Source organism: Candidatus Saccharibacteria bacterium (genome assembly GCA_016191105.1).
Classification (GTDB): Bacteria; Patescibacteriota; Saccharimonadia; order CAILAD01; family BJGX01; genus JACPPH01.
In genome coordinates this window covers 1-19,778 of record JACPPH010000005.1, presented here as the reverse complement: position 1 = coordinate 19,778, position 19,778 = coordinate 1, and the positions used below count along the sequence as shown (strand labels likewise).

The 19,778-nt window shown below is 47.7% G+C and carries 20 protein-coding genes; 1 reads left to right on the top strand and 19 read right to left on the bottom strand.

The features are described 5' to 3' along the window. Positions 1-6 precede the first annotated feature (6 nt). Positions 7-1,086, bottom strand: a complete 1,080-nt coding sequence (locus HYX70_02640) for a hypothetical protein (GenBank protein ID MBI2798181.1) — start codon at positions 1,084-1,086, stop codon at positions 7-9. 55 nt (positions 1,087-1,141) lie between these two features. Beyond that, positions 1,142-1,816, bottom strand: a complete 675-nt coding sequence (locus tag HYX70_02635) for a hypothetical protein (GenBank protein ID MBI2798180.1) — start codon at positions 1,814-1,816, stop codon at positions 1,142-1,144. Positions 1,817-1,955: 139 nt separating this feature from the next. On the opposite strand from HYX70_02635, the gene HYX70_02630 reads away from it, so the two are divergent. Next, positions 1,956-2,252, top strand: a complete 297-nt coding sequence (locus HYX70_02630) for a hypothetical protein (protein MBI2798179.1) — start codon at positions 1,956-1,958, stop codon at positions 2,250-2,252. A gap of 454 nt (positions 2,253-2,706) precedes the next feature. On the opposite strand, the gene uvrA is transcribed toward HYX70_02630, so the two are convergent. The 17 genes from uvrA to rpmG all read right to left on the bottom strand — a co-directional run bounded on the left by uvrA (position 2,707) and on the right by rpmG (position 19,529). Then, positions 2,707-5,541, bottom strand: coding sequence for an excinuclease ABC subunit UvrA (uvrA, locus tag HYX70_02625; protein ID MBI2798178.1), 2,835 nt, complete (start codon positions 5,539-5,541; stop codon positions 2,707-2,709). A 289-nt stretch (positions 5,542-5,830) separates the two neighbouring features. Further along, positions 5,831-7,819: an excinuclease ABC subunit UvrB gene (uvrB, locus tag HYX70_02620; protein ID MBI2798177.1), complete on the bottom strand. Its 1,989-nt coding sequence runs from the start codon at positions 7,817-7,819 to the stop codon at positions 5,831-5,833. Positions 7,820-8,199: 380 nt separating this feature from the next. Next, positions 8,200-9,303: a M23 family metallopeptidase gene (locus HYX70_02615; GenBank protein MBI2798176.1), complete on the bottom strand. Its 1,104-nt coding sequence runs from the start codon at positions 9,301-9,303 to the stop codon at positions 8,200-8,202. A gap of 123 nt (positions 9,304-9,426) precedes the next feature. Then, positions 9,427-9,678, bottom strand: coding sequence for a glutaredoxin family protein (locus HYX70_02610; GenBank protein ID MBI2798175.1), 252 nt, complete (start codon positions 9,676-9,678; stop codon positions 9,427-9,429). A gap of 74 nt (positions 9,679-9,752) precedes the next feature. After that, the gene (locus HYX70_02605; protein ID MBI2798174.1) at positions 9,753-10,241 is read right to left on the bottom strand and encodes a hypothetical protein; all 489 of its coding nucleotides are present in this window, start codon (positions 10,239-10,241) and stop codon (positions 9,753-9,755) included. A gap of 55 nt (positions 10,242-10,296) precedes the next feature. Continuing rightward, positions 10,297-11,220, bottom strand: coding sequence for an FAD-dependent oxidoreductase (locus tag HYX70_02600; GenBank protein MBI2798173.1), 924 nt, complete (start codon positions 11,218-11,220; stop codon positions 10,297-10,299). Positions 11,221-11,555: 335 nt separating this feature from the next. Further along, entirely contained in the window at positions 11,556-12,077 is a 522-nt protein-coding gene (locus HYX70_02595; GenBank protein MBI2798172.1) for a hypothetical protein, read from the bottom strand. 3 nt (positions 12,078-12,080) lie between these two features. Then, positions 12,081-13,088 (bottom strand): carbohydrate kinase family protein, encoded by a 1,008-nt coding sequence (locus HYX70_02590; protein ID MBI2798171.1) that lies wholly within the window; start codon positions 13,086-13,088, stop codon positions 12,081-12,083. A gap of 16 nt (positions 13,089-13,104) precedes the next feature. After that, positions 13,105-14,088, bottom strand: coding sequence for a carbohydrate kinase family protein (locus tag HYX70_02585; GenBank protein MBI2798170.1), 984 nt, complete (start codon positions 14,086-14,088; stop codon positions 13,105-13,107). Then, positions 14,085-15,068 (bottom strand): transketolase family protein, encoded by a 984-nt coding sequence (locus HYX70_02580; protein ID MBI2798169.1) that lies wholly within the window; start codon positions 15,066-15,068, stop codon positions 14,085-14,087. The genes HYX70_02585 and HYX70_02580 overlap by 4 nt, the downstream gene beginning before the upstream one ends. Next, positions 15,061-15,939 carry a transketolase gene (locus HYX70_02575; GenBank protein ID MBI2798168.1) on the bottom strand — a complete coding sequence of 293 codons (879 nt, stop codon included), beginning with the start codon at positions 15,937-15,939 and terminating at the stop codon, positions 15,061-15,063. Before HYX70_02575 ends, HYX70_02580 begins: the two co-directional genes overlap by 8 nt. Before the next feature lie 8 nt (positions 15,940-15,947). Then, entirely contained in the window at positions 15,948-16,583 is a 636-nt protein-coding gene (locus HYX70_02570; GenBank protein ID MBI2798167.1) for a hypothetical protein, read from the bottom strand. Positions 16,584-16,741: 158 nt separating this feature from the next. Continuing rightward, positions 16,742-17,197: an RpiB/LacA/LacB family sugar-phosphate isomerase gene (locus HYX70_02565; GenBank protein MBI2798166.1), complete on the bottom strand. Its 456-nt coding sequence runs from the start codon at positions 17,195-17,197 to the stop codon at positions 16,742-16,744. 7 nt (positions 17,198-17,204) lie between these two features. After that, the gene (gene gap, locus HYX70_02560) at positions 17,205-18,218 is read right to left on the bottom strand and encodes a type I glyceraldehyde-3-phosphate dehydrogenase (GenBank protein MBI2798165.1); all 1,014 of its coding nucleotides are present in this window, start codon (positions 18,216-18,218) and stop codon (positions 17,205-17,207) included. A 52-nt stretch (positions 18,219-18,270) separates the two neighbouring features. After that, on the bottom strand, positions 18,271-18,558 hold the full coding sequence (locus HYX70_02555) for a hypothetical protein (GenBank protein MBI2798164.1): 288 nt from the start codon (positions 18,556-18,558) through the stop codon (positions 18,271-18,273). A gap of 176 nt (positions 18,559-18,734) precedes the next feature. After that, complete coding sequence (locus HYX70_02550) at positions 18,735-19,016, bottom strand: hypothetical protein (protein ID MBI2798163.1); 282 nt, start codon at positions 19,014-19,016, stop codon at positions 18,735-18,737. Between the two features lie 339 nt (positions 19,017-19,355). Further along, positions 19,356-19,529 carry a 50S ribosomal protein L33 gene (gene rpmG / locus HYX70_02545; protein MBI2798162.1) on the bottom strand — a complete coding sequence of 58 codons (174 nt, stop codon included), beginning with the start codon at positions 19,527-19,529 and terminating at the stop codon, positions 19,356-19,358. Positions 19,530-19,778: the final 249 nt, after the last annotated feature.

Sequence of the window (19,778 nt, the reverse complement as noted above, 5' to 3'; positions counted from 1 at the left end):
CTGCAATTATAGCTTAGATCGCTTTTTGGGGCGTACCTTTTTGTGGCCGCTTAGATTTTTAGTTTGCCTGTCAGAACCATTATTTTGTTCTTGGCTTTTTTGGATCTGTTTTACAACATGAGCCTTGTAGCGCCTGAGTAACCAGCGAGCCAGCAACACAAGTACCACAACAATTAACAGCGCTAATAACACTAACTTATATGGTATTACCCAAAAACCAGTGGTGCCACGCAGCGTTTGATTGGTTGAGCCATAAGTAAGATCTAGAGTCGCGCTATAATATCCAAAGAGCCATTTTTTGTCGTAGATTTGCTCGAATTTACGAATACTTTTTGGCAATACACTGCGAGGCGGATTCTGTTTGCTGGCCGGCTCGCCGTTGACTCTAAGGCTGGCAACCTGCCGGCCAAACATGTCTTTGATAGTTATTGTACCGGTCGGTTGGACATGAATATTACCATTATTTTGAACTCGCTCTACGAAACCAATCGGACCATTCTCAAAAAAACCTGACTTGCTAAATTGTGGCCGGCTGGCACTATAAAAACTTACCAAATTGGCCTGCTCAGAAACATTGCCCGAGACACGCAAAAGTATGAGCGAACCAATGCTGGCTGACAACGCCACCCCAGACTGCTCTAATTCTGGAGCCTGGCCGGTAAAGCGAAACACGGCGTAGTGCCCGCCTGGCTCAGCGTTGGTGGGTACATTTATTTTAAACTCCACCACCCGCGACTGTTGGCTGGCCAATTTAAAGGGCGCCGGTGCCTCTACCCAGTTTCGCAAACTGTAAGGTTCGTTCTGGTTGTCGTCGAATATAATATTGGGCTCGCCCGATTCATTTTTGGCACCAAAGTCATTGACTTGGTTTTTAACTAATAATTCACCGCTCGAAAGATTGGTGACCTTAATAGAAACCTTCTCAAGCTTGCCCGGATCACTCTTTACTTCTACTAGTGGCGGCGAAATCGACAAAGCCTGACCCGCTTCAGCCTTAGCCTTATGAGCATAGCCACCCAACATGACGACAGCCATAATTATTGTTAACCCACCAAAGCTACAAAACTGTCTGATTCTTAGCGTCATAATCTAATTCTATACGAGCTCTAGGTAGTTGTCACCAACAACTTGTGAGTTACACTTAAAAAGTTGGTGTTGCAACCCAAGTCACAGTCGAGCTATATATGCCTGCCGGTGTGGTATTGGCTATGTTAGCCAAGTAGGCAACTGTAAACAGTCTAAAATCATCTGCGCTGCTATTACTCACCACCGTGTCACCAGTAGCAAAGCGAAAGGTGTTGTTGGTATTGTAGTTAGCAACTGGGTTGGCTAAACCAGCTCCAGCTGGATTCGACCCTACCGATGGCGAAGTGTTAGCTCTTAGGTTAAAGCCATATTGGCCTGAGCCTGTCGAGGAGGTGCAACCAGACGAACAAGCAGCAATTGTGTTGGAGCCAGAGGTTAGAGTGGCTCCTGTATAGGTTATGGCATAGCCAGAGCCAGCGTTTGTTGCTACGCCAATCTGTGAAGTGCTGGTTTTAGCGGAGCTTGTTGAAAGCGTTCCGAGCCCAGCACTGGTACCGGTGGCTCCAGCACAGCTCGAGCTTGTTATGCCAGAGGTGCCTGTGCAAAATGTTAATGTCTCATCAACAGTACCGCTAACAGTAATCTGGCTGGCCGTACTGGCCGCAACTACGCCCGAGCTACCTGCGCCAGTACCATCGATTGCGGTTGTCCACGAGCTGTCCGAATAAGTAGTTATACGAGCTTCGTCTGACCCTGCAGCTAATTCGATAGCCGACCTTTCCAACTTCACGGTTCAGAACGCCACAACCACCAAAGACTTAACTGCCAACGGCACCCTTTTTGCCAATGGTGCAATCAAAGTTACGGGGCCGGCCGAGTTCTTAAATAGTTCTGTATTCTATAAGCTAGCAACTTTTATAGACAAGGTGGTGTTCAAGAACAACGTTGGCTTTGAGTCAAAGGTCAGCTTTGGTAATACTATTACCGTCAGCAATAACACCGCCGGAACAGTTAAGATTCCTGCCGGCCAAACCAATCTTAGGCTTGAATTCACTAGGCCATATTCCAAACCACCAGTAATAAATGTAACACCAATCGGTATAGTATCGCCAAAATACGGTGTTGTTAACGTTACCGAAAAAGGTTTCGAAATCCAGATTGACCCGGCTCAAGAAAGCGAGTTACAGTTCAATTGGTTTGCAGTCGAGACCTCAGATAACTTCTAGAGCTTGCAATTTTTGGTATTTGTTCTACAATGGGGCTGTCCAACCGTACCTACACCTCGAAAGGAGGTGAAATGCAGCACGTATACATGGAGCTCGAGGACCTGCTGGCGCGTCAACCCAACGATGTGCGCCGACGTCAGCTAGTCGACCTGCTTGAAAGCTATTTCAGAGCGGAGGAACCACCTCCCAGTCGGGATAGCTGGGGTCTTCTGTCGGCACGTCCTTGGTCTCTCGCCAGCGGTTTTCTGTTCGACATCGCACAAGACGACAGCTACTGGCTGGAACAGATAGCGAGCTGGCGAAAGATCCATTCAGCCGAACCGACCCCGCCAGCCAAGCAGTCTGACCCACCGGAAAAGAGGGCATCGTGATGCAACCACAAATCGGGTCCTAGACACTGTCAATGGCGACAGTGTCTAGGCCTGCAGACAAATAGATAAGAAGGCCGTTTGGTCTATTTTTTTAGCAATTTCTTAAGATATTGACCCGTATAACTCCTGGCGGCTTTGGCTACCTCTTCGGGCGTGCCCTGGGCCACCACCTCACCACCGCCGGTGCCGCCCTCTGGACCCAGGTCGATCACCCAGTCAGTTGATTTTACAACGTCTAGGTTGTGTTCAATTATAAGTACCGAATTACCCATGGCTACTAGAGCATTCAAAACTTCCAAGAGTTTGCGCACGTCTTCGAAATGCAGGCCGGTGGTGGGCTCATCTAAAATATATAGTGTGCGGCCGGTGGCCCTTCGACTCAGCTCGGCTGCCAACTTAATACGTTGGGCTTCTCCGCCCGACAGCGTAGTAGCTGGCTGGCCCAGTTTAACATAACCTAAACCGACGTTGTTTAAGGTTTCTAACTTGCGACTAATAGTTGGTATGTTGCCAAAAAAGCTGCAGGCCTCCTCGATCGTCATCTCCAAAACATCGGAGATGTTTTTGCCCTTGTACACAATCTCGAGTGCCTCGCGATTATACCGTTTGCCATGACAAACATCGCAAGTTACATAAACATCGGGCAAAAAGTGCATTTCAATCTTGATAATTCCATCACCCTTACAGTTCTCGCACCTACCTCCTTTTACGTTAAAACTAAATCGGCCAGCCGAATAACCACGGATCTTGGCCTCGGGCACCATGGCAAATAGCTCGCGTATGTCGTTGAAAGCACCAGTATAGGTTGCGGGGTTGCTACGCGGAGTGCGGCCAATTGGGCTTTGGTCGATATCAATTACCTTGTCGAGATTCTCGGTACCTTCGATAGACTTGAATTTACCAGTTGGTTCTTGAGACCGGTGGTATTCCTGGCTCAACTTGCGCGCCAAGATGTCATTAATAAGGCTCGACTTGCCACTGCCAGAAACACCGGTAACAACAGTCATAATACCCAGTGGAATGTCGACAGTTATGTCTTTTAGGTTGTGCTCGGTAGCACCAACTATTTTTAAGCTGCGGCCATCGGGCTTGCGCCTACTGCTAGGTACATCGATTTTCTTGTGGCCGCTTAAGTACTGACCAGTTAAGGATGCTTTAACTTTTGCAATTTGAGTGGGCGCACCAACCGCCACAACCTGGCCACCATGCTCGCCGGCCAGAGGGCCTATGTCGATCACGTAGTCGCTAGCCAAAATCGTATCCTCGTCGTGTTCGACCACAATTACAGTATTGCCCAAGTCTCGCAGCCGTTTAAGCGTTGTTATCAGCCGGTCGTTGTCGCGCTGATGCAGGCCAATTGAAGGCTCGTCTAATATATACAACACGCCCATTAAGCTAGAGCCTATTTGGGTGGCCAAACGAATCCGCTGGGCCTCGCCACCCGCCAGAGTATTGGCGCTACGGTCAAGAGTAAGGTAGTTTAGACCCACGTCATTCAAAAACCGCAAACGGGCACAGATTTCTTTGAGTATTTGGCTGGCAATTTTTTGTTGTTGGGGGTTTAGCTTAAGCTTTTGAAAATATTCAAAGGCCGATTCAACCGTTAGCTCAGAGGCGTCGGCAATAGACTTGTCGTCTATAGTGATGGCCAAAACCTCGGGCTTTAAGCGCTTGCCCTGGCAGCTTCCACAAATCTGAGTGGTCATGTACTTTTCGATTTCACGCTTTACAAAATCGCTGTCGGTTTCGCGATAACGCCGTTCGAGATTGGGGATTATACCCTCAAATTTTGTTTTGTAAGTTCGCCCACCTGGCCCCGGCACACCCACCACCTCCTCGCCGGTGCCATAAAATAGGATGTATAGGTTGTCTTTGGTTAGCATTTCAACCGGCACATTTAAATCAAAGCCATGTTTTTTGGCAACTGCCTCCAGCAATTTTGTGTACCAATTGAGGCGCTGGGTGGTACGACTCCAGGGGCGAATGGCGCCCTCAGCAATACTAAGTTTTTTGTTGGGCACAATAAGCTCGGGGTCTACTATCAACAGTGAGCCCAGGCCCATGCAGGTTGGGCAAGCCCCGTGCGGGCTATTAAAACTAAACAGGCGTGGCTCGATCTCGGGCAAAGCAAAGGTGCTACCGGCGGCTGTGTAATGCTCACTAAAGAGCTGTTCCTCGCCTGAGTCGAAATTCAAGACCGTAATCACGCCCTCGCCCAAGTGGAGTGCCGCCTCTACGGCCTCTACTAATCGCTGGGGGTTGCTTGGGTCGATCGCAATCCGGTCAACGGCCACTTCGATGGTGTGCTTTTTGTTACGATCCAAACTCGGCACCTCTTCGATTGGCATAATTGTGCCATCTAAACGAACTCTCGAGTAGCCGGCCTTTTGGATTTCATCGAGCAAGTGTCGGTGCTCGCCTTTTTTATCTTTCACAATTGGTGCCAGTAAAATTATCCGGGTGTCCTTTTGGTAAGCCTTGATTTTGTCGACAATCTCGGTGGGTGTTTGTTTAGTTAAGACCTCACCGGTATTTGGGTCATGCGGTGTGCCAATGCGGGCAAACAGCAAGCGCAAATAATCATAAATTTCGGTAACGGTAGCAACCGTAGATCGCGGATTGCGACTAGCCGACTTTTGGTCGATGCTAATGGCCGGGCTGAGACCATCGATCTGATCGACATCGGGCTTTTCCATTAACCCCAAAAACTGTCGAGCATAGGCGCTCAAAGACTCAACATAGCGTCGCTGACCTTCGGCATAAATAGTGTCGAATGCCAACGACGATTTGCCGCTCCCGGAGAGTCCGGTAATCACCACCAGCTTGTCGCGCGGGATTTCAAGGTCAATGTTTTTTAGGTTGTGTTCGCGGGCACCTTTTATAACTATCTTGTCGTTCTGAGCCACAATTTTCTCCACTGCAGTTTATTGTTCGAGGAGTAATCGACGAGAACTATTTAGTTCTCACTTTGTTCGAACAATAATGTTAGTCCATTAGCACTAAAACCCACCCATTGTACGCCTATTGTCAAGATTGTTCAAGGGTTAAGCATGGTGTTGAATATTTGTTTTCATTGAGCCATAGTATGATTTCAACACAGGTTCTAGACTAACTACGTGCGCGCCGCCATAGTTTTTAAATCCCCCAAGGTGTCGGCCGACATGGCTGGCTTAGCATCTTTGGCATTATCGTTATTAGTTTCTACACTCATTTGCCTATCCTCTTAGCCTTTAGAATCTCTTTGATCTCTTCAATTTGATCGCGCAGCTCGGCAGCTTTTTCGAATTGCAAGTTAGCAGCCGCTAGCTCCATTTGCTCCGTAAGCTGCTTGGTTAAAAACGCCAGCTCGTCTTTGGGCACCTTCTTAAAATCTATGGCCTTAACATCGGCCGTTTCGGCCTCAGCCTCTTCATGCATACGCTCGGTAATAGCTTTTTGCACCGTGGTTGGGGTAATGTCGTGCTTTTTGTTGTACTCTTCTTGAACCTTGCGGCGCTTTTTGGTAACTTCGATCGCTCGGCTCATGCTGCCGGTTATGTTATCGGCATACATTATAACCTTGCCCTCTTGGTGGCGGGCAGCCCGACCAATAGTTTGAATCAAGCTGGTTTCGGAGCGCAAAAAACCTTCTTTGTCGGCATCGATGATTGCCACCAAGCTAACTTCGGGCAAATCCAGGCCCTCGCGTAACAAGTTTATACCCACCAACACATCATAAACCCCCATGCGCAAATCACGCAAAATGTCGGTTCGCTCAAAGGTGTCGACCTCGCTATGCAGATATTGCACTTTTATACCAAGATCAGCCAGGTATTCAGCTAGATCCTCGGCCATACGCTTGGTAAGAGTTGTTACTAACACCCGCTGCTTTTTACCCACTCGATCACGAATCTCGGCAATCACATCGTCTACCTGGTGTTCGCTGGGACGCACCTCAACAATCGGGTCGAGTAAGCCGGTGGGGCGAATAATCTGCTCGACCGTTTGTTGACTGCGAGCTAGTTCATAGCTGCCTGGTGTGGCCGAAACATACACCACGTTATTAATATGTCGTTCAAACTCGGTAAAAGTTAGTGGACGGTTATCGAGTGCGCTGGGCAAGCGAAAACCATGATCTATCAGCACTTGTTTACGGGCTCGGTCGCCATTGTACATGCCGCCTACTTGCGGAATGGTCATATGACTTTCGTCAATCAACATTAAAAAGTCGTCTGGGAAGTAGTCCATAAGTGTGGCCGGCTGGGCGCCTGGTTCGCGGTTGGTTAAGTAACGGGCATAGTTTTCAATGCCTTTTACGTAGCCTGTTTGTTCCATTATCTCAATGTCGTAGCGCACCCGCTCACCCAGTCGTTGAGCCTCAATTAGCATGTCGTTGTCTTTAAACCAGGCCACCCGCTGCTCGGCCTCGGCTTTGATATTGACGATTGCGCGCTCGAGTTGCTCGCGCGGAGTTACGTAGTGCTTAGCTGGAAAAATCGTGTATTCGTTTAGGGTTCTTGTGACTTCGCCGGTCAGATAATCAATTTGCTTAATACTTTCGACTTCATCACCGAAAAACTCCACCCTATACGCCGATTCTTCGCCAACCGGAAAGATATCTAAGTTCTCGCCGCGCACGCGGAACGTGCCTCGTTCAAAAGCTGTATCATTGCGACTATACTGTATGTCGTTAAGCTGCCGCAGCAACTTATCGCGTACCCGCCTTTCGTCTTTCTTTAGCGTTATGGTCATACTAGTGTAGTCGTCGATGCTGCCTATGCCATATATGCAGCTTACCGAAGCCACAATTATTACATCTTTGCGACTAAGCAGGCCTGCGGTTGCAGCATGCCGTAACCTATCGATCTCTTCGTTGATATCGCTGTCTTTTTCGATATAGGTATCACTGCGCGGGATGTAAGCCTCTGGCTGGTAGTAATCGAAGTAGCTTACAAAGTAGTGCACAGCGTTGTTCGGGAAAAACTCTTTGAACTCGCCATACAGCTGAGCCGCTAAGGTTTTGTTGTGGCTCAGTACTAAGGTTGGCTGGCCATAATCGGCAATCACATTGGCCATAGTAAAGGTCTTGCCGCTACCAGTAATGCCAAGTAGGGTTTGCTCTTTGTTGCCAGTTCGCAAACCACTGTTTAACTGCTCTATGGCTTTGGGCTGATCACCAGCTGCCTGGTATTTGAATGTAAGTTTAAACAAGCTCACATGCTAATTATAGCAGTCAAGCAACTACTATTCCTCTTTGCCTGAAAGTTATAGTGGCAGTTCTGGCTCTGGGGGATTATATTGATTTCTTGCGCCTGTACAGTCGGCTAGCTATTGATTTGGTTGGCCTTTCTTTTATTCTTGCATTCTTGGCTTTAAATATTGCCAACTTTTAGCATCATTTGGTTGTGGCATGTTGTCCGAGCTGTTGCCATAAAGTACTCAGCTACCCCCATGGCTTTGGGCTTTATACTATTTGGTGCCAGCCCGACGAAGGCGATACCAACAATTGCAATCGGTGCGATAACAATGATTGTTATACATCACTTCGTGCTGCTATTTTTATTTTGTCGCCTTACCTGTTTGGTATCCTTTTTTAACTATAGTGTGCAACCGTTTAGTAGTCGTGTCTGGGGCAGTATGCTTGCAGGGTTTATAGTTTGGCCAAAAGTAGTTGAGGCACTGCCGTTATAGTTGGTCTGGATCTGTAGGTGTAGTTGGCTGCCTACCCCTTCGGCATTGCCGGTATTGCTAACGCTTGCAATCCACTGTCCTTGCGCTACACGCTCGCCCACACCAACACGCACATCTTTAACGTGCCCGTAGAGTGCGTAGCGGCCGTCGTCGTTTTTCACTATCAGAAAGCGCCCAAAGCCAGCTGGGTCTGGTGGGTTGTCAATATTTACCACCGTACCCCCCTGTACAGATATCACTTGGGAACCATCAGGCGCAAATATGTCTAGGCCATTGTGCGGCCGGCCCGGACGCGGGCCTCCCCAGCAGCCACCACCCTGCGCATCTGGCCCGCGTACACTGCCAACTCCTGGCAACAAGGGCCATATGTAGGCTGGAAAACTAGTAGCTAATTGCATATCACTCGTAATTGCACCAACTAGCTGTCGATTGGCACGAAAAATACTTACTGAACCCCGGCGCATGCTAAGACGATACTCAACCCTGTTCAGATCATAATAACCATTATCTATATTTGCGCTCAGGCACTGTTGGGTTAGCGAGTTAGCAACAGTTTTAAAGGCGCCTTCTTGCCCCCTGACCATCCGACTACCTAAAACCTTTGCACCGTTGTCGGCGGTTATATCGAGCGCATACTCGGCCTGTATGCCATAAGGCAAGTTATCGCGTAATGTCCAGCAAGCAACCACCGACTTGGCAGCATCATTGGGCCAAACCGTAAGTTTTTCGAAAGGGCCATACCACTGCCAGGTTCCAGGCCCAATATTATTTACGCTTGTCGTCCAAGCAATACCATCTGCAGAAGAGGTGAATTCACCACCATCATGCCGAGTATAGGGGCTGTCGGGCAACATAATCCCCTGACTGCCGCTGGCTCTGGAAAACCGCAGCACGGCTATGCCGACTACCGCTACAATCATTACCAAAACTACCACCATCCACCATCGAAACCTAAAAGCACCCTTTTTGCCTAGGGGTTGGGACTTACCGGTACGCGGCTTAGCTGGCATGTTTGTTTTTTGGCATCATTAGCAGCTGCTGGTTATTACGCTTATGGTAATACAAACAGTGTCAGATGTCAAATCTAAGCGGCGCTCATCTATATGAACCAGACAAACCTATCAACAACAAAACTATTTAGAAAACAGAGCCTCAAACCTAGGCTTATCCCAACCAACAATAATCTGATCTTTGATCTCTGTTACCGGCACCCCCATTTGACCCGATTTTTCTACCATCTCTTGAGCCTTAGCCTGATTGGTTGAAACATCGATTTTCTCGTAGGGATATTTTTGTTCATCTAAGTAAGCTTCAACATGTTTGCAAAACTGGCACCACGGTGTAGTGTAGATAATCGCTTTGCCTGATCCTGACCCATCTGCCATCTTACGGTTCTCCCTTAGACCATTAATTATACTCTATCTTGAGTACCTAAAAAATAGTTAGTAGCTAACATATTTTAATAGCCAGTGGTGGTGGAGCTGGCTAGCAAAGCTACCAGTGCAATTGAAGCTAAGACCACTACTACACCAAGAATGAGAATAACAACACCCCACTTGGCCCACTGCCTTTGGGCTTCAATAAATTTCTCAGGGCTTTCCCATTGTCTTGCCCGCCAAGCTAATTCATTGCCCTTTAAACCCAAGTAGATCGCGAGGATTAGGTTAATTGGGGCTATTGGAATCAAAACCAGCAATGCAATCCAGACATGGTTGCCTATTCCCCAGATCCAGTTAAGCAAAAACGCGCCCCAGCTCCACCCCGTTAAGGGCGGCTGATTGGGATTGGCTGGTTCAGACTTAAGCTGGACACTGTTCTGTGCAGCAGGCTTGGTGTCTACTGGCTGCTTAGGGGGTTGGGTCTTAGTGGGCACTGGCTTCTTGGCCGGTGTTTTGGGCTGGGCTGAGCGAACAATCATGCCGTCGACAGATTTTTTATTGGGCGACACAGGAATCTCCTTGTTTCTGAGTTAAGAATTTGATTATAGCATAACAGATTTTAGATTAGCCCTGCTTGGCTAGATACTGGGAGGCCTCTATCGAAGCCTTAGCGCCTTCGCCAGCGGCTGTAATAATTTGTTTTTCAATCACGTCGGTAATATCGCCGGCCGCAAATATTCCTGGTACCGAGCTCATATTGTTCTTATCTATAACTATCTCGTTAGCCTGGTTGAGCTTCACCAGACCCTTTAGGTAATCTGTAGCCGGCAAGCTGCCCACCTCCACAAACACGCCCTCAACCGGCAGCTCTTTGGTAGCGCTGTAGTCGTGGGGCTTAATAACAATCGAGTTAACAAATTTATCGCCCTTAATTTCTACTACCTCGGTATTGTTTAAAATTCGGGCGTGGACTGCAGCCTTTACTTTATCGATCATTATTGGATCGCCGGTCAGCTCGGCGGTTATGTTTACTATATATATCTGTTTAACCGTCTTGGCCAAATTGAGCGCGGCATCGAGCGCGGCATTGCCGCCACCAATAATTGCAACTTCTTTGTTGCGAAACAGCGGGCCGTCGCACCAAGCACAATAGGCCACGCCTTTGTTCAAATACTCTTGCTCGCCTTTTACACCAAGTGGTCGTGGCACCTTGCCGCCAGCGACTATTATGCTACGAGCCTGTTCGCTCTTGCCGTCGCCAGTTGTAACCTTAAAGTGTTTGCCAGACTTCTCGATCTTTTTAACCCCGCTGGGCACCAGCCGCAACTCAACATGATCCTTGAATTCTTCGAGGTGGTTTTCGAACTTCTTAACCAAATCTGGCCCGGTGATCATACTAAAGCCCAAGTAGTTTTCGATGTCGCTACTCCAGGCCGCCTGACCACCTACATCTCGACTAATTACCAGGGTTTTTAGTTCTTTGCGGGCGGCATATACTCCAGCGGTCATACCGGCCGGCCCAGCGCCCACGATGATTAAATCATACATAAGCAGTATTATAGCAAGCTATTATAAAAGGCTAAAGTGCTTTTGACCTAGTCATGTTTGAGCTTCTTAGTGATAATCTTAACCAACTCAGGAAATTCAAGCTTCTCGCTCACATCGCTGCCATAGTGACCTTGATCATTTTGCTCGTGATATTCCGTTTTGAGCTCCTTGTGAATATGGCGCGCTTCTTCAATTGAGATATATGAGTCATCGGTGGAGACGAATTGAACTATCCATTTTTGGTTATTCCTGATCTTATCCCATTGCCAGAGACGACCATAATAACCGCAAACAAGGTTTACCCTTGTACAAGGGTAAACCTTGTTTAGGCTCATCTAAAAGCCCGAGAGTTTTGGCAAGAAAATCCAGATCAAACCCGCTGCTAGCAAGAAGATGCCAAGTACTGTGCAGATAATTATCAAACTGTTTCGATTGCTATGACTTTTTTCGTTGGCAATCTTCTGAGCTTCGGCAACTGAACCGCCGTTAAATAGTTTTAGCCAAGCATTGGTGTATTGTACCCTTCGGCTAGATAGCAACGCTGCAGTTGGACCAGCAAAAGCATTTGGTCCAAAATCAATCCAATAATCTCTAGTGTCAGCTGTTAGGCGCATGTAAGGCAGCTTATTCTGCAAAGTTGCTTCTCTTTGGCTTTCGTTTTCGATTCTGACCGATGCGCTTTTTAAGCGGGTTCTAAAAAGCTTCTGCGAATCGGACTGCCACCAAATCTGCTTGCCGTCTGAACATAAACTGCCAAACTTTGAATGCTGCATTAACTTAGACTGAAGTTTGTCGTTTGGATTCTGAAAAAACAAAATACCCTCTGTTTGTAAAATCGGATCTGGAGATTTATTCATAGACTAATTCACCAACTTAGGTTTAAAACTAGTTGGCGCTTTCTTGAGCCAGTGATCAATCTCTGGCTTTTTGAGCAGTCCGGCTTGAGCGCCGACTTGCTGCACCACACTCATAGAATTCACGCCGGCCCACGCCAAGCCGGTGGCCAAATCCTTGCCCTGTGCCAAGGCGGCTGTAAATGTGCTGGCATAAGCATCACCGGCGCCGGTGCGATCATAGGGTGGCTTGGGGTCTGGGTAGGGTGGCATAAACACCACCTCTTTACCATCACTAGCAAACGCGCCCTTGGGGCCATCGGTTAGCAACACGACTTTGGGGCCAAGTTTGTGCATATCGTTTATTAAGATTTTTTCATCATTCGAATTGCTGTTCAAGATTTGCTGAAACTCCTCTTTGTTGGCCGCGAAAACTTCGGCTCGGCTATAAAGTTTAGCAAGTTTGGCTTTGCCCTCACGTATCTGAAATGTTCCTGGTTGAAAAGCAAACTTAACATCTTTGTTGGCCTCCAGATACTTGGCAAGCCCAACATGAATTGGTTCACCACTTTCGGCGATTGAGCTCATATACAACCATTCTGACTTATTGTGATCATGTAGCCTGGGCCAGCGATAGTCGTAGGCTTCGTGCTTAATTAAAATTGTGCGATCGGCCTTATACCACAACACGTAATGATAGTTGCTGTGTTTGCCATGGTGAATCCTTACAAATTCGGTCGAAACGTTATTATTGGTTAAGCTATGGAGCATTTCACGGCCGTTGTCGTCATTGCCAACATCGCTTATGAACCCCGTGTTTAATCCCAGGCGAGCCGCTGCTACAGCGGCATTGGCAGCGTTGCCAACAGCTGGAACAACGATCGCCTCCTGAAAAGGAATCTTGGTGCCATAGGTCATACACAACAAGGGGTGATGTGATCTGTCTTGCTCGACCTTGGCTTCGGTCGACAGAAGCTCAATAAAAGCGTCGGTCACTACATCGCCTACGGCTATAAACTCGAAGTTGTTTTTCACCAGCTTTCTCCTTTACCTAATTATGCCTCGTTTGGTCCGAAATCACAAAGTGCTTAAGTTTTTGCTCCTTAACCAGTGGCTTGCGTAATATGCCTGAGCGCCCCCCCACCACGCTTAACGATGCTGCTGCTTGGGCGCCAGCTAAAGCCAGGCATTTGGCAACTGTCTCGCCGGCAATTGTGGCCGCCAAAAGTCCAGCTGCAAAACTATCTTCGGCACCGGTTATTTCGAGTGGTTTGGTCTTTTTGTAGGCCGGGGCATGAAAAATGTTGTTCTCGTTCATATAGTAAGAGCCCTCGAGACCGTCGTATAGGGCTAGTTTTTTTAGGCCGTGTTGATGTGCGGCTACCAGTCCCTCAGTAGCACTGTAGTAACCCCCCAATAGCATACTCAATTCATCTCTATTCAAGATTACCAGATCGCATTCTGCCAGTAGCGACCACAGCCGGTTAGATTTAAGAGTGTGAACATTATTGGGGTGAATAGCTACATTCAACTTGTGCTGCTTAGCCCAATTTACAGCTGTGCGCAATGTCTTATATTCTGCCGGCAGAGTAGCAATGTATAGCCAGCCTTTTTTAACTTTTGGCATCTTGATCTCGCGCGGGGTAAGGCTTATGTATGAGCCCTGGTATTTTAAGAGTGTTTGGTGCTTACCGTTGACGGTCAGCCGAATGGTGTTGTCGGTGTGGTGCTTACGATCAGTCACTATGTGGTCTAGACCCACCTTTTCTTCGCTCAAAATTTGCTCAATGGTACGGGCAAAAATGTCGGCACCAAGCTTGCTAACCAAAGCCGGCTTAAGACCCTGGCGAGCACAAAGTACAGCCGCAATTAGTCCGCCACCACCAACATCGTGAATAGCATTATCGAGCCATAGTATTTGCTCACTAGGAAGCACAATAAGCTCATGACGGTCGTGCTTCTCTGGCTTTAGCCTCCTTGAAACAGCAAAAACATCCATGGCTGAAGAGCCAAGTACAATTAGGTCGTAGCTCATTTTTGCTTGCCTTCTATGGTCGCCAGAATCGCCGCCGATATGGCCGGGGCATCTAATTGATATTCCTGCCAGAGCTGTTGAACTTCGCCCGATTGACCAAATCTATCGTGTACACCCACACGACTAACCGGCACCGGATAGGTCCTGGCCAACAACTCAGCCACAGCACCACCCAGTCCGCCAGCTGCCTGGGCTTCTTCGACAGTCACTACGCAGCCGGTTTTATGGGCACTTTTGGTAATTGTTTGTTCATCGAGCGGTTTAATGCTGGAGCTATTTATTACCTCGACCGAAGCCTTGCCTGTCAGTGTGTGAGCCGCTTTCAAAGCTTCGTAAACCAATGGCCCACAAGCTACAACTGTAATATCACTACCAGATTGTAAGATCTGAGCTTTACCAATCTCAAATGGTGATTTTTCGGTTGTAATAACGGCAGTTTTTTCGCGAGCTAGCCGCAAGTAAGCCGGTTTTTGGATTTTGGCTAAGGCCAAAGTAGCTTTTTGAGCCTCGTGTACATCGGTCGGCACCACCACCACCATGTTTGGCAGCACCCGCATAAGCGCAATGTCTTCGAGCATTTGGTGGGTTGCGCCATCGGGCCCCACCGAAACACCGGCGTGGCTACCAACAATCTTTACATTTCTATTATTTAAGCAGATTGTAGTTCTAATTTGCTCCCAATTGCGACCCGGGCTAAAGCCAGCGTAGCTAGTTACAAACGGGCGCTTGCCAACCGCTGCTAAGCCGCTAGCAACCGTAACTAGGTTCTGTTCGGCTACACCAATCTCTATGTAGCGATCCGGATATTTTAAAGCAAAGGCTTGCATTTGCGTAGACTCTACAAGGTCTGCGCTCAGCGCAACAATTTCGCTATCTTTTTTGCCAGCCTCTAGCAAGCCATCGCCAAAGCCTTTGCGTATTGGCAGCATCTCAATGTCGTCGCGAAAAAGTTTGTTGCTCAAATGCTGTGATTTATTCATGCTCACTCCTGATGCGGCCGTTTAGGGTCCGGAGCCTGTCGAGGGCTACTCTGTCCTGAACAGCTTTCGGTGGATCGCCAGGAATGTCTTGCTTGTCGGGCGGTATGCCGTGCCAACGAAAATCGTATTCCATAAAATCTACACCTTTGCCAGGAATAGTGTGAGCAATAATGCAAGTTGGCTTTTCAAAAATTGCTTTGGCTTGATTACAAGCACCAATTATTTCATCGAAATTGTGACCATCAACCTCTATTACGTGCCAATTAAAAGCCTGCCATTTCATGGCTAGTGGCTCTAGTGGCATCACATCTTCGGTGTTACCATCGATTTGGATGTTGTTACGATCTACAATTACGGTTAGGTTGCTGAGTTTGTTTTTGCCGGCAAACATAATTGCCTCCCAACTATTACCCTCTTGTAGTTCGCCATCGCTACACAGGCAATAAACCCGCTGCAACTTCTTGCCGTCCATCCTCAGCCCGTAGGCCATGCCTGAGGCCTGGCTGATTCCAGAGCCGAGCGGACCGCTGGTAGTCTCTAAGCCCGGCAACCGAGTACGCTCGGGGTGGCCTTGTAGGCGGGTGTTAAACTTGCGCAAAGTCGCTAGCTCTTTGTGCGCAAAGTAGCCTGCCTTCGACATGGTTACATACAGCACAGGGTTGATATGGCCGTTGCTCAAAACAAGTCGATCGCGCTCTTCCCAGTTTGGCTCCTTGGCTCTATAATTTAGCACTCCGCCAAAAAACAGCGCCGTAAACACATCGGCCATGCCAAGCGGACCAGCTGTGTGGCCGCTGCCGGCTTCGACCAACATTTTAATAATAGTCTGCCGAATTTCGTTGGCGGTCAATTCTAATTGCTTGGTAGTCATTGGCTTGATCACTGCATACACTCCGCCAAAATTGTGCTGTAGCGATTCAGTGAGTCCTCGGTCTCAAATAAATATGTATTCACAGCAACCACATCTAAGTCGGTTGAGCAGATTTTTTTCAAAGTTTGTTCGCGCACACCGCTATCAAGCCCCAATTCAATATCCGGCCTTAGTTTACGAACTTCTGGAATTTTATTTAGTACCTCTGGTTGAAATTTCTGACCAGCAAAGCCCGATGAATGGCCCATTATTTGGAAGTAGTCGAGATACTCAATAAGACCTTTAATTTTTTTAACTGGAGTTTCGGGGTCGATAGCAAGCCCAGCCCGTAAACCAGACTTCTTAATCTTTTCTATTACAGGGCCCAACTCCACTTGGCATTCAAAATGCAATATAACCGTGTAGGGGTGTAAGCGAATAATATGGTCGTAATATTTGCGCGGATCGCCCACCATCATGTCAAGGTCGATCTTTAGATCGGCCGGGCGGCCAACTTCTTGCAAGCTCAAGGTCGGATTGTCCACAAAGTCTGCATCTATTACGTCTAGTTGAAAACGATCGGTTAGTTGGCGAATAACCCCCACCCGCTGATTGTATTCTTCCTTAGTTTTTACCAAAACTGCCGGCACTATTTTAATACTCACAGTAAACCCCTTTTGAATTTCGAAAATTTACTCGGTGAATAAAATATTCGTTTTCTTTTTCTTTCGACAAAGCATAGCCGTAGCTATGTTGCGAAGAAAAAGACGGATAGATTAGCGCCTGGTGGATCTGCAGATCAGAAGTGGTTTTATTGTGAGTATTAATCATTCGACTCTTCTTGTTCGATTTGCTCTATTTCGTGCAGCCGGCGCTTGTGCCGCTTTGCACCAGAAAATTTTGTGTCCAAAAAAACTTCGGTCATCTTGTGAAGCGCCTCTACTCCATGCTCATCGCTAGCAAAAACGACTATGTTGCTATCGTTGTCGGCCCGGGTTTCGCGAGCTATGTGTTCTTGCCAAACAAGCGCAGCGCGGGCGCCATTAACCTTGTTGGCAGCTATCTCCATGCCCTCGCCGCTATTGCACAGCAGCACACCAAAACTGCCAGGATCTTCTACCACAGCTCGGGCCACACGCTCGGCAAAAACCGGATAATCGTCGGCCGGGTTAAGATTTTCGGGGCCTAAGTCTACCACTTCGTAATTCTTCGATAGCTTTTCGGCTAGCTCGTTCTTTTTTACAAAACCGCGGTGGTCTGAGGCAATAAATACCTTCATTGCTATATCAATTGTCTTTTATTTTAGAGCCTACCAGTGCCACCATTTCAACCAGCCGGTTGGAGTAGCCCCACTCGTTGTCGTACCAGGCTACCACCTTACACAGATTATCCCCCACCACATTGGTTAGCTGGCTATCAATTATTGCGCTACGGCTGTCGCCTATGTAGTCACTGCTCACCAGCTCCTCTTCGGTTACGGCAATTATGCCGCGGTGGGTACTTTGCGCGGCCTTGGTTAAAACATTGTTCAACTCCTCGACGCTGGTTTTGCGCTTAGCCACAAATGTAATGTCGCTGATAGATACCACCGGGGTGGGCACACGAATGCTTAAGCCATCGAAGGCACCTTTGAGTTCTGGCACGGTCAAGGCCGCAGCAATCGCCGCTCCAGTAGTGGTAGGTACAATGTTTTCGGCGGCGGCTCTTGCCTCGCGGATATCTTTGGCAGGCCCGTCTTGTAACACTTGGCTGGCAGTATAGGAGTGCACAGTAGTCATAAGTGACTTTTCTATGCCGATTTCTTGGCTTAGCACAGCCATAACTGGTGCTATGCAGTTGGTGGTACACGAGGCATTATCGACAATTTGGTGCTCAGCTTTTAGATCTTTTTCGTTTGCCCCAATCACGTAGGTGTCGTGGGTGTGGTCGTCTTTTTCTGGGGCTGAAAGAACAACCCGCTTGGCCCCGGCTAATAAGTGCTTTTTTAGATCACTGTGGTGGGTAAATAGCCCGGTCGATTCTATAGCAACATCAACCCTTAGCTTATTCCATGGCAATTTATCTGGCTCCTTGATAGCCGTAACCTCAATAGCCTTGTTGTCAACAATCACATGTGTATCGTCTGAACTTACCGCTCTTTGATAGGTACCATAATTACTGTCGTATTTTAATAAGTGGGCTAAGGTCTTGGTGTCGGTCAGATCATTTATAGCCACAATCTCTAGGTCGTCGCGAGCAAAAGCAATCTTAAACGCATTGCGGCCAATTCTACCAAAACCATTAATAGCAATTCGAATCATAGAAGCTCCTATTTAGCTTATGCTTCTATTGTAACCGCAACAGGTGCCTGGCTCAAGTAAGTTGGAGACTGCCCAAGCCAATAGCTACAATTGCCACCAAAAGGATCATTGCAAACTCAATTATGCCGGCCAGTATAACAAACAAGATCGGCTTTTTATGATGTGCAAAAAAACCGGCCAGTGCTACAGCAGTAGCCGCTAGAGGCAAGAAAAGCAAAAACAAAAACAGTAGCAATGATCTGGTTATATTGCCCGTGCCGACAGCAAATAAAAGCGCTGCAATCCAAATAATTTCGAGTGTTGCCGCAATATACAAACTAAACCTAGGCAGCTTTTCCATTGGCTATTTTTTGTTACGCTCTGGCTCTTTAGGGTGTTCGTGGCCACGCAGTTCGCGCTGGTCGGGCTTGCTTCCGCTAGACTTGTCTTTGCGAATTCCCAGCCGACCGGCCAATCGATTTAGCCGCAACCAGGCTGGTTTTTTTTGCTCTTGCTTGATAATAAATGCTCTCCTAGTTACTTCTTCATTTTGCTGTGGGGCTTACAGACATTGTCTTTGCAGTCAGCACCATCAATCAACAATTTGAGATCGGCCGGGTCGTGAGCACCACATAAGGCCTGTTTGGTTTCGGTATTTACAAAGCTTGGCACGCCAGCCATGCCACCACAGGCTTCACCAATAATATCTTCGTACTTTTTCATTACCTCTTGGTTCTTAGCGTTGTTCCATACCTCGAGTTTTTGAATCTCAATATCTAAATCTTTTTCGAGCTGCGCCACAACTGGCTTCATTGCCATGCAATGTGGGCAGGTCTCGCCATAGAACTTGAGCCTATGTCGGAGGCTTTGCTTCTTTGGCCACAAAGAAGTGCTGTCCGCACAGGACAAGACTCAGCTTTCGGCCTGAACGGCCGACTTACTTTTTGGCAGCAAAAAGTTAAGCCAAAACTGCCGGCATGGACACAATCCAACAGCATTCAGATAGCTTTAACTTCGGGTTCTTGTGGAACTCGCCCCGACGGTGCCGTCGGGGCTCAAACAGTCCTCGAACACCGAGTATCAAAGCTATCTTCACTTGCTGATTGCTTTAATGCCGGAATAGGCTCAATGACGGCTGATCTTGCAACGGCCGGTGAGCTACTTAAGCTTAGCTTTGACCTCTACAAAGGTTTCAACTTTGCGTGTTTTGGGGTCGAATTTTTTGAGTTCTAGCTTATCGGCCGTGTTCTTGGGGTTCTTGCGGGTGTAGTAGCGGCTACCCGTAGCCTTGTTACGCATTACCACGATTTGTTCTTGAGTTTTCTTAGACATAATGGAGACAATTATATCTGAAAACTAGCTATTAAGCAAGTCTTTAGTAGTCTGGGCATACGGTTCGGGGTTTTCCCAAATGTCGTCGTGTTGGCTTGGAAATTCGTGCAGCTGCCAGCCTTGGCGAAGTACTTGATTTGACAATCTGCACACCGGCCATAACTACGACGAAATAGTAATTTGGAGTTACACTTCGGACACCCCAGAGATCCATAGATGAGTTTAAATATTTGTTTGTGACATTGACGT